Annotated in this window: 15 protein-coding genes; 2 read left to right on the top strand and 13 right to left on the bottom strand. The window is 65.6% G+C overall.

Annotated features, from left to right (window positions below):
* Positions 1 to 2: 2 nt before the first annotated feature.
* The 8 genes from V6F88_RS01320 to V6F88_RS01285 are packed head-to-tail and all read right to left on the bottom strand — an operon-like array spanning position 3 to position 7,212.
* Positions 3 to 566 (bottom strand): LeuD/DmdB family oxidoreductase small subunit, encoded by a 564-nt coding sequence (locus V6F88_RS01320; RefSeq protein WP_332607567.1) that lies wholly within the window; start codon positions 564 to 566, stop codon positions 3 to 5.
* Positions 563 to 1,882: a 3-isopropylmalate dehydratase large subunit gene (locus tag V6F88_RS01315; protein WP_332607566.1), complete on the bottom strand. Its 1,320-nt coding sequence runs from the start codon at positions 1,880 to 1,882 to the stop codon at positions 563 to 565. Before V6F88_RS01315 ends, V6F88_RS01320 begins: the two co-directional genes overlap by 4 nt.
* A 2-nt stretch (positions 1,883 to 1,884) precedes the next feature.
* Positions 1,885 to 2,595 (bottom strand): ABC transporter ATP-binding protein, encoded by a 711-nt coding sequence (locus V6F88_RS01310; RefSeq protein WP_332607565.1) that lies wholly within the window; start codon positions 2,593 to 2,595, stop codon positions 1,885 to 1,887.
* A complete protein-coding gene (locus V6F88_RS01305) occupies positions 2,592 to 3,347 on the bottom strand; it encodes an ABC transporter ATP-binding protein (protein ID WP_332607564.1) in 756 nt (251 codons plus the stop codon). The genes V6F88_RS01310 and V6F88_RS01305 overlap by 4 nt, the downstream gene beginning before the upstream one ends.
* Positions 3,340 to 4,308 carry a branched-chain amino acid ABC transporter permease gene (locus V6F88_RS01300; RefSeq protein WP_332607563.1) on the bottom strand — a complete coding sequence of 323 codons (969 nt, stop codon included), beginning with the start codon at positions 4,306 to 4,308 and terminating at the stop codon, positions 3,340 to 3,342. Before V6F88_RS01300 ends, V6F88_RS01305 begins: the two co-directional genes overlap by 8 nt.
* Position 4,309: 1 nt before the next feature.
* Positions 4,310 to 5,182, bottom strand: coding sequence for a branched-chain amino acid ABC transporter permease (locus V6F88_RS01295; protein WP_332607562.1), 873 nt, complete (start codon positions 5,180 to 5,182; stop codon positions 4,310 to 4,312).
* 8 nt (positions 5,183 to 5,190) lie between these two features.
* Positions 5,191 to 6,396: an ABC transporter substrate-binding protein gene (locus V6F88_RS01290; protein WP_332607561.1), complete on the bottom strand. Its 1,206-nt coding sequence runs from the start codon at positions 6,394 to 6,396 to the stop codon at positions 5,191 to 5,193.
* An 18-nt stretch (positions 6,397 to 6,414) separates the two neighbouring features.
* Positions 6,415 to 7,212, bottom strand: coding sequence for a GntR family transcriptional regulator (locus V6F88_RS01285; protein WP_332607560.1), 798 nt, complete (start codon positions 7,210 to 7,212; stop codon positions 6,415 to 6,417).
* A 442-nt stretch (positions 7,213 to 7,654) separates the two neighbouring features.
* Here V6F88_RS01285 and V6F88_RS01280 point away from each other — a divergent pair, with 442 nt between their 5' ends.
* Both V6F88_RS01280 and V6F88_RS01275 read left to right on the top strand, forming a co-directional pair.
* Entirely contained in the window at positions 7,655 to 8,248 is a 594-nt protein-coding gene (locus V6F88_RS01280; protein ID WP_332607559.1) for a hypothetical protein, read from the top strand.
* 124 nt (positions 8,249 to 8,372) lie between these two features.
* Positions 8,373 to 9,503: a hypothetical protein gene (locus V6F88_RS01275; RefSeq protein WP_332607558.1), complete on the top strand. Its 1,131-nt coding sequence runs from the start codon at positions 8,373 to 8,375 to the stop codon at positions 9,501 to 9,503.
* A 20-nt stretch (positions 9,504 to 9,523) separates the two neighbouring features.
* Here the strand turns inward: V6F88_RS01275 and V6F88_RS01270 are convergent, their stop codons facing one another.
* The 5 genes from V6F88_RS01270 to V6F88_RS01250 form a co-directional block, all read right to left on the bottom strand.
* Positions 9,524 to 10,930 carry an MFS transporter gene (locus V6F88_RS01270; protein ID WP_332607557.1) on the bottom strand — a complete coding sequence of 469 codons (1,407 nt, stop codon included), beginning with the start codon at positions 10,928 to 10,930 and terminating at the stop codon, positions 9,524 to 9,526.
* A gap of 7 nt (positions 10,931 to 10,937) precedes the next feature.
* The gene (locus V6F88_RS01265; RefSeq protein ID WP_332607556.1) at positions 10,938 to 11,642 is read right to left on the bottom strand and encodes an SDR family oxidoreductase; all 705 of its coding nucleotides are present in this window, start codon (positions 11,640 to 11,642) and stop codon (positions 10,938 to 10,940) included.
* Positions 11,643 to 11,821: 179 nt separating this feature from the next.
* Positions 11,822 to 12,421: a TetR/AcrR family transcriptional regulator gene (locus tag V6F88_RS01260; RefSeq protein WP_332607555.1), complete on the bottom strand. Its 600-nt coding sequence runs from the start codon at positions 12,419 to 12,421 to the stop codon at positions 11,822 to 11,824.
* 104 nt (positions 12,422 to 12,525) lie between these two features.
* A complete protein-coding gene (locus V6F88_RS01255) occupies positions 12,526 to 13,062 on the bottom strand; it encodes a YaeQ family protein (RefSeq protein WP_332607554.1) in 537 nt (178 codons plus the stop codon).
* Between the two features lie 67 nt (positions 13,063 to 13,129).
* Positions 13,130 to 14,998: a dipeptide ABC transporter ATP-binding protein gene (locus tag V6F88_RS01250; RefSeq protein ID WP_332608912.1), complete on the bottom strand. Its 1,869-nt coding sequence runs from the start codon at positions 14,996 to 14,998 to the stop codon at positions 13,130 to 13,132.
* Between the last annotated feature and the right edge of the window lie 7 nt (positions 14,999 to 15,005).

Below are 15,005 nucleotides of genomic sequence, written 5' to 3'. Positions count from 1 at the left end.
TCCTAGGAGGTTTGGCGCTGTTTCAGCAGATTCAGCAGTCCGCCGGCCCGCACCATGTCCATCAGGAAGTCAGGTACGGGGTCGCAGGGCAATGCAGCAGGGTCGACGTTTGGGGCGCGGCCGATGCGCCCGGCGATGGGGTCGAACGTGATGCGTTCGCCCTCGGCCAGCGCATCCGCCTGCGCGCAGGTCAGCAGCAACAGGCCGACATTGAAGGCGTTGCGAAAATACAGGCCGTTGAAAGACGGGGCGATGACGGCGGCCACGCCCAGGCGCACCAGGGCCGACGCGGCTTGCTCGCGCGACGAGCCGATGCCGAAGTTGTGCCCGGCCACCAACACGTCGCCCGGCTGCACCTGCGCCGCGAATTCCGGGCGGACGCGTTGCAGGCAGTGACGCGCGATTTCGTCGATGCCGAACTTCATGTAGGCGCCTGGGGCCAGCGCGTCGGTGTCGATGTCGGCCCCCACGCGCCAGATGCGATGGGTCGATGCGGCGGGCGTCGACGTGGTCTGCGCCGCGCCGGCTTCGATGGCGGTGGGATTTGTTGCGGTGCGGTCGGTCATGCCATCACCTCGCGCGGGTCTGCAATGCGGCCGGCAACGGCCGAGGCCGCCACGGTGTAGGGCGACGCCAGGTAAACCCGCGCCGTCTCGGAGCCCATGCGGCCCTTGAAATTACGCGCGGTGGTGGAGATGACGCTGGCGCCGTCGGGAATGGACCCGCCATAGCCCGCACAGGCCCCGCATGACGTGGCCAGCACCTGCGCGCCGGCGTCTTGCAGCACTTGCATCACGCCTTCCTGTTCGGCCTGTTGCTGGTCCAGACGGCTGGCCGGCGCCACCATCAGGCTCATGCCCGGCGCCAGGCGGCGCCCGCGCAATACGCTGGCCGCGGCGCGCAGATCCTCAAGCTTGGCGCCCGTGCACGCGCCGATATAGGCCACTTGCACCGGCACATCGCGGTACTGGTCCACGTCGCGTGCGTTCGCCGGGCTGTGCGGCGCGGCCACCTGCGGCGCCAGCAAGGCCGCGTCAAAGTCGTGCCATTCGGCGTCGGCGTCCGCGTCGCTTTGCCAGCGCGCCAGGTCCAGGCTGTCGGTCACGCCCGCCTCGCGCAAGTAGGCGGCTGTGGTCTCGTCCGGCGCGATCAGGCCCACCTGCGAGCCCAGCTCGGCGCTCATGTTGGACAGGGTCATGCGTTCCTGCATGGGCAGCGCGCGCACGGCCTCGCCGCAGAACTCCACGGCTTGGTAGCGCCCGCCGTTCATGCCGTAGCGGCCGATCATGTGCAGCATCATGTCCTTGGCGGTTACGCCGGCGGCCAAGCGCCCGTTCCAGCGCATCATCAAGGTCTGCGGCACCTTGACCCAGATCTTGCCGGTGACGGCCACGCCCAGCATTTCGGTGCTGCCGATGCCGAACATATACGCGCCGAACGCGCCGCCCGTGGGCGAATGCGAATCCCCGCCCACGCAGAACATGCCGGGGCGGATGTGGCCATGCTGCGGCACGACCACATGGCAGATGCCAACCGAGTCATACACATTGGGCAGTTGCTGCCCCGCCGCCCAGTCGCGCGCAATGCGCACGATGCGGCGCGATTCATCATCGGATTCGGGCACGTAGTGGTCGATGACCAGCACGATCTTCTTCGGGTCCCATAGCGACGCGCCCAGCTCTTGCAGCATGGGCTGCAAGCGGCGCGGCCCGCTGGAGTCATGGAACATTGCGAGGTCCACGGCGCAGGTCACGATTTCGCCCTGCTGGACCGAGGCACGTCCGCAGGCGGAAGCGATCAACTTCTGGGCCAGGGTCTGGGGTGAGCGCTGCGGTGAACGCCGGGCCGAATCCGGGGGCCGGAGGGCTTGATCAACAGGCATCGCTACATCCCCAGATAGGCCCGGCGCACGTCGTCGCTGGCCATCAGTTGCGCACACGATCCGCTATAGCGCACCGCCCCGTTTTCCATCACATAGGCACGTTGCCCGGTTTCCAGCGACTGCCCCACGTTCTGTTCGACCAGCAGGATCGCCAGCCCGTCCGCGTGCAGGCGCTGGATCAGCCCGAACAGTTCTTCAACCATCAAGGGCGACAGGCCCAACGAGGGTTCGTCCAGGATCAACAAGCGCGGCTCGGCCATCAGGCCGCGCCCGATCGCCAGCATCTGCTGTTCACCGCCCGACATGGTGCCGGCCAGTTGCGCAAGCCGTTCGCGCAGCCGCGGAAAAATATCCAGCACCTTGTCCAGGTTGGCCGCGCGATGCTCGCGCGCCCGGGTAAAGGAACCCAGCTCCAGGTTTTCACGCACGCTAAGGTTGGGAAAAATACGGCGGCCTTCAGGAACCTGGATCAGCCCGGCGCGCACCACGTCACGGTAATGGCTACCGGTCAGATCGTGGCCGTCGAAACGCACCGATCCGCCCCAGGGCTTGCACAGCCCGCACACGGTGTTGTTCAACGTGGACTTGCCCGCGCCGTTGCTGCCCAGCAGGACGACGATTTCGCCTTCGCCCACCGCCAGGTCCACACCGCGCAGCACTTCCATGCGCCCGTAGCCCGCCCGCAAACCGGTCACTTCAAGCAGCGCGCTCATGACGACGCCCCTTGCGCGGCCAGCCGCGCCGCCGCGCCATGCCCCAGATAGGCTTCCACCACCGTCGGATCGCGCGTGACTTCGCCGGGCGTGCCGGACGCAATCAAACGCCCCTGCGCCAGCACCCACACGTGTTCGGCCAGGCTCATCACGGCGCGCATCACGTGTTCGATCATGAGGACGGTGACGCCATCGTCCACCAGTTTTTTCACCACTGGAATCATCTCGTCGATCTCGCTGGGATTCAGGCCGGCCAGCACTTCGTCCAGTAACAACAGGCGCGGGCGCGTGGCCAGCGCCCGGGCCAGTTCCAGCCGCTTGCGGCCGGCCACCGTCAGGTCGGCGGCGGGCTTGTCCAGCACCTTGTGCAGGTTCACGCGCGCGGCCACCTCTTCAGCGGCGGCCAGCGCCGCGCCCCGATCGCGCAGGCGCAGATGCGCGCCCACCGCAATGTTCTGGCGCACCGTCTGCGCGCCGAACGGCTGCACGATCTGGAAGGTGCGGGTCAGGCCCAGCTGCGCGGATTCGTGCGGCGCGCGTCCGGTGATGTCCTGGCCGGCAAAGCGCACCGACCCGGCGCCCGGTTTCAGAAAGCCGGACAGCAGCGCGAACAGCGTGGTCTTGCCCGCGCCGTTGGGGCCGACCAGCGCGGTCAGCGAGCCCTCGGGCACGGCCAGGTTCACGTCCTGCACGGCCTTCAGGCCACCGAACGAAATGGAAAGGTTGCTGGCTTGCAGCAGGATGTCAGGCACGGGCGCGCTCCTTGCCGAAAAGCCGGCCTAACGATTGGCCGCTGCCACTGATGCCTCGCGGCAGAAACATCACGATCAGAATCAGCACCACGCCATAGATCACCATGCTGATGCCGGGCAATTCGCCAAACAGATTGCGCGTCAGGTCAGCCAGCCCATGCAGGGCGACGGCGCCCAGCACCGGCCCCCACAAGGTGCCCATGCCGCCCACGATGGCGCCCACCAGCGCCTCCACCGATACGGCCGAGCCGAAGGCAATGCCCGGGTCGATGTACTGGAACACCTGCACGTAGAAGGCGCCGGCCGCGCTCATGAACGCCGCCGACAACGCAATGCCGCCCAATTTCACGCGCAAGGGGTTCACGCCGATGGCGCGCGCGGCGTCTTCGTTGTCGCGCACCGCTTGCAGGTACGCGCCGAAGCGCGAATGGCGCAGCCACGCCGTCACCAGCAGCGCCAGCATCACGAAGGCCAGCAGCAGATAGATATACCCACGGCGCGACGCGAACTGCATGTTCGCCGCACCTTCTTGCAGCGGCACCATCAGCCCCACCCCGCCGCCGGTGAACGACGCTGACAAGGCCAGGATGCGAAACACTTCGGCAAACGCCAGCGTCACCAGGGCAAAGTAAGACCCCTTCAGGCCGTAGCGAAACGTCAGCCCGCCCACCGCCATGCCGACCAGCGCGCCCAGTGCAATCGCCACCGGCAACGCCAACCAGGGATTGATGCCGAAGTTCAACTGGCCCAGCGCCTGCGCATAAGCGCCCACGCCAAAGAACAGCGCATGGCCAAACGACAACTGCCCGCCATACCCGCCCAGAATGTTCCAGGCCTGCGACAGCAACGCGGCGTATAGCGACATCATCACGAACGTCAGCAGCACGCCAGACTGCGCAAACGTGGCCAAGGCCGCCAGCGCAAGGCCGAACAGCGCGATGGCGCAAAGATCCCTATTCATGTCAGCCCCTCGCCCCAAACAGCCCCTGCGGGCGCAACAGCAGCACCGCGATAAAGATCGCGAAGATGCCCATCTGGCCCAACGAATCGCCCAGGAACAGGCCGCCGATGGACTCCACCACGCCAATCAACAGCCCGCCCACCAGCGCGCCCACGAAACTGCCCATGCCGCCCAGCACCACGATCGTGAAGGCCACCAGCACGAAGCCGCTGCCCACCTGCGGATTCACGTAGTACGCCGGCAGCAGGAAGCAGGCCGCCGCGCCCAGGCAGGCCATGCCGATGCCGAACGACAGCGCATAGACTTTTTCCACGTCGATGCCCATCAGCTTGGCGCCTTGCTTTTCGCGTGCCACGGCGCGGATGGCGCGGCCCAGGTCCGTACCGCGGATGATCCAGAACAGCACCGCCGCCACCGCCAGCGCGCCAACGAATGCAATGACCTTGGGCAGCGCGATCATGGCGGGCCCGATGTCTACCGTGGACAGCGTGTAGGCGGTGTCGATGCTGCGCGTGTCGGACTTGAACCACACCAGCGCCAGGTTCTCCAGCACGATGGCCAGGCCCAACGTCACCAGCAGGATGTTCTCGTCCTTGCCATGGCTGGCGCGGTTGATGACGAAGCGCTGGAGCGCATAGCCCAGCCCGAACATGCCCGCCACCACCAGCGGCAGCGCGGCATACGGGTCGATGCCCAGCCGGTCCTTGAGCAGATAGACGGCGTACAGCGCCACCATCAGCGCGGCGCCGTGGGCGAAGTTGATGATGTGCAGCACCCCGTAGATCAGGGTCAGCCCCAAGGCGATCAGCGCGTACACCGCGCCGGTCGTCAGGCCGTTCAGCACCGATGAGAAAAGGATGGCCGGGTCCAGCATGCTTGCGCTCAGCCCTTCAACGGAAAAATGGCGTCGGCCTGGCGATATTCAGCCGGGATGATCACTTTGATGTCGCCGCCGATCACCTGCGTCAGCAGCGGCTGCGCGCCGGTGTTCTGGCCGTTGACGAACTTGGTCGGGCCGTAGGGCATCAGGTTGTCGTGGAAGGTGCTGGCCGCCAGCGCGTCCGTGATGGCGGCTCGGTCGGCGGACTTGGCGCGTTCGATGGCATCGGCCAGCAGTTGCACCGCCACGTACGTCATGAACACTTCATAGCTGAAGTACGCGCCCTTTTCCTCGACGCGCGCCTTCAGCGGCGCCACGCGCGGGTCTTTCGGATTGAACCAGTGGTTGCAGTCGATGATGCCGTTGGCGATGTCAGGAAATTCCTTCAGGAACTTGTAGCTGGACGCCGCGCCCCCCAACACCGAATAAATCGCCTTGGGCTGCACCTTTTGCTGCTTCATGGCGCGCAGCAGCAGCGCGTATTCGTTGTAGTAGTTGGCGGGGATGACGATGTCCGGGTTCACCGACTTCATGCGCAGCACGATATTGTTGAAGTCGCGCGTGGGGTTCGGGTGCTTGACCACTTCCTTGACTTCAAAGCCCTGCTGCGGCAACGACTTGGACAACAGCGCCGCCGTGCCGGTGCCAAACAGCGAATCCTCGTGCACGATCATCACGGTCTTGGCCGGCTTGCCGGCAGCGTCGTTCAGCGCCACCAGGTCGGCAATGGCGCGTTCGCTACAGGCGCGGTAGCCCGGCCCGAAACGGAAGGTGTTCTTGAGCCCGCGTTCGACAATCTGGTCGGCCACGCCTACGTCCACCACATGCGGCAGGTTGTACTTGGCCGCCGTCTGCGTGGTGGCCAGGCAGATCGCGGAGGCGTACGCGCCGACGATGGCCGACACGCCCGCCTCGTTCATCTTTTCCACTTCGGCGGAGCCGGCCTCTGGGCGCGACTGCGCATCGCCCAGCACGGCCGACAGCGGCGCGCCGCCCAAGGACTTGATGCCGCCGGCCTTGTTGATGTCTTCAATGGCCAGCAGCGCGCCCAATCGGCATTGCTGGCCCGAATACGCCAAGGCGCCCGTCACCGGGTGCAGCACGCCGATCTTCACCGGTGTGGCGCCTTGCGCGCGCGCCACCCAGGGCGCGGACAACAGCGCCGTGGCGGCGGCGGAACGATAGAGGAAGGTGCGGCGCGAATTCATGGGAGATCTCCGAAGGGTTCAATGAAATTGGGCCGACAGCTCTTCGCTGACCCAGACCTTGGCGTCGATGCTGCCGACGCGCGACAGCTGCAATTGGTATTGGTATCGGTCGGGCCGGTACAGGCCCTGCAACAACTGGACGGGGCGATCGTTCACGTCGCGCACGACCCGCGTCACGGCAAGCAGCGCCGAGCCCACGGACACATCCAGATGGCGCGCCACCTGCGCATCTGCCAGACGCGCTGAAATCGTCTGCGTGGCGCCGCCGAATTCCACGCCCGCCGCTTCCAGCAGCATCAGCAAGGGCTCGCGTTCCAGATCTTCCCGCGTGAAGTCGGCCACCGCTTGCGGCACGTAGGTGGTGATGTGGGAGAGCGGCCCGGCCTCGGTGCTACGCACGCGCAGGCTTTTATGGACAGGCGCGCCAGCAGGAATGCGCAACGACTCGGCAACCGTGGGCGGCGCGGACACGAGCCTGCTGTCCAGCACCTGCACCGACGTGCGCAGGCCCATGTTGACGATGTTCTCAAGCAGCCCGGTCAGGTGCGCCTTCTGCTGCGCATTGGCGGCGGGCGCGGCCTGCGCGGCAGGGGACGCGCGCAACGGCCACGTGCCCAAGCCCGGGCGGCGCGACACCAGCCCGTCGGACACCAGCATCTCCATCGCCTTGCGGATGGTGATGCGGGCCACGTCGAACTGGGCCGCCAGGGCGTGCTCGCCCGGCAGCCCGTCCTGATCGAAACGGCCCTCTTGCAATTGCTCGCGCAACACAAGGTAGATCTGGTGGTACTTCGGCAGAGGCAGTGTGGTTCCCATGCCGGAAACTCTAGGGGTGTCCTAATGTACCGTCAATGGAACAAATGGCCGCATGGGTTGTTCTATCGGGAAAACACCAAGGTCGGGTTCGAGCGATCCCGCCTCGATCCCGCCTCGATCCCGCCTCAATACCGCCAGCGCATGTTCAACGACCCCGCATGCTCCCGATTGCCACCGCCGTACTGGCCGCTGTAGTTCAAGCCCAGCGACGCAGTACGCGCGGCCAGCCCCACGAAACCGCGGGCCGACTACTCCTGTTATCGACAGGTGCGCGAATGAACTTAGGGGGTGCGGCCAGGTTTTTTTATCGAAGGCCGCCCGCCAGACCTGTCACCAACAAAGCGCCGCGCCATGCCGGACTCGGCGGTATCATCGCTTTCCTATGCGCACCCGTCCCCGCTTCCCCATTTCCGCCCCCCGCCCCTGGCTTTGGCGCATCGGCATGGTCGCCCTGGCCGCATGGTTCACGCTGGTTGCAGGCGTGGTCCGGGCCGAGTCGTTTGACCGCCAGCTTGAAAACCAGCGCTACCAGCAATGGCTGGCCGACTTCCGGCAAGACCTGCAAACGTTGCGGCAGTCGCCTGACCCGGCCAACGCCGACATCGACAAGATGTTCGCCAAGACGTTGGTGCCCGGCTCGCGCGCGACGCAGTTGGTCAAGTCATTGGCGAAGGCGCCGGGCGGCAGCACGCACGGCGAAATTCACTTCGTGGGGATCCAGCGGGTCTTCATGGGCGCCTTGTCCCAGTCGGTGGTGGCGGGCGATGGCGGCGTGTATCCCGACACGCACGACACGTACAAATTGCAGACCTTGCGCGTGCGCTACATGCACGTGGACGGCGGTGGAAGGCTGGAGCAGTATTTCAATAACCCGGAAATCTTCACGCCTTACCGGCTGCCGGACAACGGCGTGTATGAGCGCAACGCCTATCCGTTTCTGTTGTTCGAAGACGGCCAGAGCGGGCTGCGCCTGGGCGGCGTGTCGAAGGAATTCTGGGATATGGTGAAGTTCATGGACGCCCTGCAATATGCATAAGCCGCCCAGTAGCCTGCCTGTGCCGCACAGTTTGCACACCGCCCGTACTTCGCACCCTCTGCATATTTCGCGCAGCCGGCCTATTTCGCGCACCGCGCACGCCAGGCCCATTTCGCGTTTGTTGATGCTGTTGTGCGCGGCCGCGCCGATGTTCTTCGCCACCCCGGTCCAGGCCGCGTGCGGCCCGACCGAGACCGACTTCTCGGTGCCGTCCCCCCTGCCCGCCGTGGCGGTCAATCTGGCGCTGGACGACGAGCGCGTGCTGCTGGGCAAGCGCGGTGAGCGCGTGCCGACCCATCCCAGGCTGGCCTGGATAGACGATAGTGGCGACCTGATGCCGCACACCTGGGCGGACAAGGTCGATTGGTCCGCTTACCGCGCCGGCAACAAGGCGGCCAGCGCTGCGCCCACGCGGCTGTATTTCGACCCTGACGGGCGCCTTTGCCGCGTGGAACGCTATCGGCCAATGCGCGGCGAGGCCGTGCTGGACGGCGGCTTTACGCTGGCGTACGACACCACCGGCGCGTTGACCGCGTATACGGAATACGGCGAAGCCGGCGCCCAGCCCCATCAGCCAACGCGGCGCGCGTGCCTGCAACGCGACGCCCAAGGCCGACTGACGGCGTTCTTTGACGATGGCTGTGGCGTCGCCAGCGGCAACAGCGCCGGCAGCACGGCCGCCGCCACCGGCGCCAGCCGTCACTATGTGCGCGATGCGTCCGGCGGCTTGCTGCGCGTGATTGACCTGGTGTCACCGGGGCAGCCCATGGCGGTTCAAACCCTGGATGCGCAGGGCAAGCCCGGGCCGCGTTACGTTCTTCAGGGCCCCAGCTACTTCGGGCCGGGCGGCGGCGATACGCTGGCCGCCTATGCCGCGCCGCCCGGCAAGCCGTCCGATCGCTTGTTCCCCTTGCATCGCGATGCGCTGGCGGCGCTGCCCGTCGAAGTGCCGGAAAACCCCTGGCGCGTTGTCCGCATCAAGGATGACGTGCCGCTGGACGACGACATGTTGTCCTGGGACCCCGAGACGCAGATCGTGCTGGCCGAAGGCGCGCAGAGCACGCCCGGCGGCGCGATCCTGACGCCCGCGCAACAGCAAGCGGTATGGCAGGCGATGGCGCAACACCCATGGCGCGTGTACTTCTACCAAGACCCCGCAAGCCGCGTCATGCTGCTGCCCGCCATGCCGCCGGAACAGTGGAAGGCATGCAGCGACCCGACCAACCCGGCCCCCGGCGCCTGCGTCGTAAGCTGAGGATTGGCCCACCCGGCCAATCAAGCCTTGCCCGGCCGCGTATCCACCGCCAGGCACAGCAGCGCCGTCACCAAGGCCAGCGCGACATGCCCCCCATACAGCGGTGAAAACGCCGCATGGTTCACCGCGCCGTGACCCAGCAGCAACACCGTGATCGCCACCCCCATCACGCCGCCGATCTGCCGCGTGGCCTGGTTGACGGCGCTGCCCACCGCGTAGTGCTGCGCCGGTAAACGGCTGACCGCCGCCGCCGACAAGGACGGCAACACCATTCCCACCCCGATGCCGCTAAGCAGCAGGCCCGGCAACCATTGCGTCAGATAAGCCGGCTGCTCGCCCGGCACCAGCAAAAACCACAGGCCACTGGCCGCGTAGATCAGCGACCCGGTCACCAGGAACGGCCGATGGCCCAGGCGCGCGGCCAGCCGCCCCGTCAGGATCGCCGTCGGAACCACCAGCAAAGGCCCCGGCGTTACCGCCAGCCCGGCACGCGGCAGGCTGTACTGCCACACCCCGGTCATGTAGAAAAAGAACGCAAAGAACATCATCGCGAACGCAATACCAAAGCTCAACGTTGCCAGATTCACGTAGCGATACGTGCGATGCGAAAACAACGACAGGTCCACCAGCGGATGCGGCGTCGCCCGCGCCCACGCCAGGAACGCGCCCAACGACACCACCGCCACCGCTGCCACCACCCCCAATTCCAGGCGGCTCCATGAAGGCGATTCCGACTGCACCGTCGCCAATGCCAGCGCGCCCACCGCCACCATCAACAACGTCATGCCCACGCCATCCACACGGCGGCGCGCGTCCGGCTTCACCGATTCACGCAGCAGGCCCGCCCCAAACCACAACGACAGCGCGCCCAACGGCAAGTTGATATAGAAGGCCCACGGCCAACCCGCCGCGTCCACCACGAACGCCCCCAGGCTGGGGCCGACCGCCGCCGCCAGACCGCCCACCGCCCCCCACAGGCTGACCGCCACCGCGCGCTTGGACACCGGAAACGCCGCCAGCACAATGGACAGCGACGCCGGCGTCAACAACGCCGCCCCTATCGCCTGCCACACGCGCGCGGCAATCAGCCAGCCCACGCTGCCCGCCAAGCCACACGCCGCCGACGCGGCCAGGAACAACACCACCCCGATCATGAACATGCGCTTGCGCCCATGCGTGTCCGCCAACCCGCCCGACGGAATCAACATCGCCGCGTACACCACCGTGTAGGCGTTCAACACCCAGGACATATCCGCAGCGGACGCCTCGGGAAAGCCCGCCCGCAACGCGCCAAACGCCGCGTACAACATCGTGCCGTCCAGCGACACCAGAAACACCGCAATGCTGGCCACCCAGAACACCGGCCAGGGCGAAGCCGCCGCCGGTTCGGCCGCGGGCGACGTAGAAGAATGAGTCGTAGCGTGCATGACAGCCCTAGCCCCGCGGCAGCAAATACACGGCCGGGTTGGCGGACAAACCCTGCTTGACCTGACGCGCCACCGCATCGGCCAACACTTCCTGGGCGCCCGCTTCCAACCCATCAAGCGCCTGCACCACAATGTCTTGCGGCGTGGACTTCGGCGCGTCGATGCCCCTGGTGAAATCGGTATCGACAAACCCCATGTGCAGGCCCAGCACCTGCGTCCCTTGCGCCCGCAAATCGTGACGCAGGCCGTTCGTCATCGCCCAGGCCGCCGACTTGCTCATCGCATACAAGCCCAGCGGCTGCCCATTGACCCAGCTGGCCACCGACAGCACGTTCAGCAACGCCCCGCCGCCATTTCGTGCCAGCACCGGCGCAAACGCCTGCGCCACACGCAACGACCCATACAGGTTGACCTCCAGATGACGCTGGGCCGATTCGATGGCATCCGCATCCAGAAAGCCGCCCAGCGCCGCGATGCCCGCATTGTTGATCACCAAGGTCACGTCCGTGGCCAGCGCCGCGGCCGCCGCCACATCGGCCGCGTTCGTCACGTCAAGCTTGATGGCCTGGACGCCGGGCAAGGTCACGGTGGACGGATCACGCGCCCCGGCGTACACCTTGCGCGCGCCCCGCGCCAACGCTTCGCGCGCAAAAGCCAAACCCAGGCCGCGATTGGCGCCGGTGATCAAAACGACTGCATTTTTCAAATCCATGATGATGTCCTTGGTGACACGTAAGCACTGCTGATGTTGAAGATGATGTTGATGCTGGCGTGGGTGGTGCGGGAGCCGGGTGCCGGTGCCGGGCCCGTCCTTCCCGCAACAATATGATGATCATCATATTTACGCCTGTTAAAAAGGCCGCGCATCGCGGCCCTTGGAAAAGCAGGGATTCAGTGCGCCGGGCTCACCACCTTGTGGTCGTATTGATCCAGAATCGCCTGGCGCGCCGACGCCAACACCGCCCGGCCGTCGGCGTTATCCCCCAACGCACGCGCCATCTGCAACGCCCCGACCATCGTGCTGGTCACCGCCACCGCCGCATGCTCGCCCGCATCCGCCGGCAACACCGTCCGCACCGCTTGTATCAGGCGCTGCACGCGCGCCGCCGATACCTCGCGCACCTCGGTCGACTGACGCGGCATCTCCGACGCCAATGCCGCCACCGGGCAGCCGCTTTCACACCCCTTCAGATGCGCATCGCCCAGATATGCGTCCACCCACGCACGCAACGTGCTGGCCCCCTCGGCTTCGCGCCGAGCCACGCTTTGCATCATCCGCGCCGCACCATCGCTGCCCGCCCGCTCCATCGCAGCAGCCAGCAAGGCATCACGCGACGGGAAGTGCGCATAGAACCCGCCATGCGTCAGCCCGGCTTCCTTCATGATGTCCGCCACGCCCACCCCGGCATACCCTTCCCGCCGGATCGCGCGCGCGGCGGCGTCAACGATCCGTTCGTGGGAAAGCGCTTTGCGGTTGGAAGGGCCAGGCATGATCGGGACTCTGAAATATGATGATCATCATATTAATCCCCAAAAAAACCGGCGCGCAAGAAGAATCGCCGGAAAATATGTAACGCCGGATTCGGGCGCGACGCTTAGCGCCACACCTCGGGCTCGATGCTGACCTCGCCCTTGTCGGCCGAGAAATACACGATGCCATCGGAAATATTGGCATTCAGCTGCATGGTGCGTTCCGCCAACTTGGCCAACGCCCGGCTCTGCTCCGAAGGCAGATTCACCACCTTCAAATTGCGCGTCCGTTCCAGCTTATTGCGCACGCCGTCCCACCAGATCTTGCTGGCGGACCCGCCGTAGCAATAGACGATGACCTCGTCCGCCCGCCCACAAGCCCGCAAGATGCGCCGCTCTTCCGGCTGCCCGATCTCGATCCACAACTTGACCGCGCCGGTCAGGTCCTTGACCCACAGATCGGGCTCATCGGTATCGCTCAACCCTTTGGTAAACGCCAGTTCTTCCTGCGCATGCAGCGCAAACGCCACCAGCCGCACCATCATCCGCTCATCGGTCTCGGAGGGATGACGCGCCACCGTCAGCGCGTGGCTGCCGTAGTAGTGGCGGTCGGTATCGGCAACGTTAAGTTCGGCCTTGTAGATAGTGGCGCGCAGGGCCATGGCAAAAATCCGTATAAGAAAGGGCAAATAGCGTGAAGCCCGCCATGATACCGCCTACGCAAACCCGTCAATAAACCCCAACCGAATGCCGAGCCACAAAATGCCCGTCTCCCACCGCCACCAAAGGCTCGACCAAGGGATCATCCCCCAGCTTCCTCATCGGGCTGGGAATCTCATCCACCAGCAACGACCTCTCACGATGCCGCCTTTGCGGATCCGCGATCGGCACCGCCGCCATCAGCTTCTTCGTATAGGGATGCTGCGGATTTTCAAAGATCGCCCGGCGTGGCCCGATCTCGACGATCTGCCCCAGGTACATCACCGCCACCCGATGGCTAACGCGTTCCACCACCGCCATGTCATGCGAGATAAACAGGAACGACACCCCCAGTTCGCGTTGCAGATCCAGCAGTAGATTCACGATCTGCGCCTGAATCGACACATCCAGCGCCGACACCGACTCGTCCGCGATCACGACCTTCGGATTCAGCGCCAACGCTCGCGCGATGCAGATCCGCTGACGCTGCCCACCTGAAAACTCGTGCGGATAGCGGTCGATCATTTCCGGCAGCAACCCGCACTTATCCATCAGCCAGCGCACCCGTTCTTCCGCTGCCTTGCCCTTGGCCACGTTATGGATCAGCAGTGGTTCCATAATGGAATAGCCGACCGTCATCCGCGGGTCCAGCGACGCGAACGGGTCCTGGAAAATGAACTGAATGTGCTGGCGCAGCGTCTGCATCGCGCTACCGCGCAACGCCCCGATATTCTTGCCATCGAATTCAATCGTGCCGCTCTTGCTCTTGACCAGCTGCAACAGCGACCGACCCGTCGTCGTCTTGCCGCAACCCGATTCACCTACCAGCGACAACGTCTCGCCCGGGTACAGATCAAAGCTGACCTTTTCCACCGCATGCACGCGCTTCTGCACACGACCCAGAATGCCGCCCGTAATGTCGAAACTGGTGGTCAGATCCCGCACCTTCAGCACCGGACCATTCTCGCGACGCACCGTTGACGGCGCCGCCACCGGCGCATCCACCAGCGCCGCCGGGTTCGCCACGTGCGCCGCCTCTTCCACCTTCAGCAGCGGAAACGGCGCCGGCTCATCCGTGCCATGCATCGCGCCCAAGCGCGGCACCGCCGACAACAACGCCCGCGTATACGCATGCCGCGGCCGCGCAAAAATCTCGTCCGAGCCGCCCTCTTCCACCTTGTCGCCGCGATACATCACCAGCACGCGGTCGGCCACTTCCGCCACCACGCCCATATCGTGCGTGATGAAGATCACCCCCATGTCCATCTCTTCTTGCAGCTGGCGTATCAGTTGCAGAATCTGGGCCTGGATCGTCACGTCCAACGCCGTCGTCGGTTCATCCGCAATCAGCAATTGCGGCTTGCACGACAACGCCATCGCAATCATCACCCGCTGCCGCATCCCGCCCGACAACTGGTGCGGATAACGGTCAAGAATCGCGCGCGCCTCGGGGATTCGCACCCGCTCCAGCATCCGCAACGTTTCCGCCCGCGCCGCCGCCGCGTCCAGCCCCTGGTGCAGCTGCAACGCCTCGGCAATCTGGTTGCCCGCCGTAAAGCTCGGGTTCAGCGACGTCATCGGCTCCTGGAAAATCATCGCCACGTCCGCGCCACGCACCCGTTGCAGCGTCGTGTCCGGCGCATGCGCCAGGTCCAGCACCTCGCCGTTGCGGCGGCGCAGGAACATATCGCCATTGACGATCTTGCCGCCACCGTATTCCACCAGCCGCATCAGCGCCAGCGACGTCACCGACTTGCCCGAACCGGACTCGCCCACAATCGCCAGCGTCTCGCCGCGATCGACGTGGAACGACACATTGCGCACCGCTTCCACCGTGCGTTCCGGCGTCTTGAAGCGCACCGTCAGGCCGCTGACATCAACGACGCGTTTGGGATCCATTGTTGCC

It is taken from the genome of Achromobacter sp. ESBL13 (genome assembly GCF_036668755.1).
Classification (GTDB): Bacteria; Pseudomonadota; Gammaproteobacteria; order Burkholderiales; family Burkholderiaceae_B; genus Achromobacter.
This window is presented reverse-complemented; position numbering and strand designations above follow the sequence as displayed.

Bases quoted from the DNA above. Each gene is read 5' to 3' on its own strand.
- V6F88_RS01320 (WP_332607567.1), bottom strand. From the start codon at position 566: ATGACCGACCGCACCGCAACAAATCCCACCGCCATCGAAGCCGGCGCG.
- V6F88_RS01315 (WP_332607566.1), bottom strand. From the start codon at position 1,882: ATGCCTGTTGATCAAGCCCTCCGGCCCCCGGATTCGGCCCGGCGTTCA.
- V6F88_RS01310 (WP_332607565.1), bottom strand. From the start codon at position 2,595: ATGAGCGCGCTGCTTGAAGTGACCGGTTTGCGGGCGGGCTACGGGCGC.
- V6F88_RS01300 (WP_332607563.1), bottom strand. From the start codon at position 4,308: ATGAATAGGGATCTTTGCGCCATCGCGCTGTTCGGCCTTGCGCTGGCG.
- V6F88_RS01295 (WP_332607562.1), bottom strand. From the start codon at position 5,182: ATGCTGGACCCGGCCATCCTTTTCTCATCGGTGCTGAACGGCCTGACG.
- V6F88_RS01290 (WP_332607561.1), bottom strand. From the start codon at position 6,396: ATGAATTCGCGCCGCACCTTCCTCTATCGTTCCGCCGCCGCCACGGCG.
- V6F88_RS01285 (WP_332607560.1), bottom strand. From the start codon at position 7,212: ATGGGAACCACACTGCCTCTGCCGAAGTACCACCAGATCTACCTTGTG.
- V6F88_RS01280 (WP_332607559.1), top strand. From the start codon at position 7,655: ATGGTCGCCCTGGCCGCATGGTTCACGCTGGTTGCAGGCGTGGTCCGG.
- V6F88_RS01275 (WP_332607558.1), top strand. From the start codon at position 8,373: ATGCTGTTGTGCGCGGCCGCGCCGATGTTCTTCGCCACCCCGGTCCAG.
- V6F88_RS01270 (WP_332607557.1), bottom strand. From the start codon at position 10,930: ATGCACGCTACGACTCATTCTTCTACGTCGCCCGCGGCCGAACCGGCG.
- V6F88_RS01265 (WP_332607556.1), bottom strand. From the start codon at position 11,642: ATGGATTTGAAAAATGCAGTCGTTTTGATCACCGGCGCCAATCGCGGC.
- V6F88_RS01260 (WP_332607555.1), bottom strand. From the start codon at position 12,421: ATGCCTGGCCCTTCCAACCGCAAAGCGCTTTCCCACGAACGGATCGTT.
- V6F88_RS01255 (WP_332607554.1), bottom strand. From the start codon at position 13,062: ATGGCCCTGCGCGCCACTATCTACAAGGCCGAACTTAACGTTGCCGAT.
- V6F88_RS01250 (WP_332608912.1), bottom strand. From the start codon at position 14,998: ATGGATCCCAAACGCGTCGTTGATGTCAGCGGCCTGACGGTGCGCTTC.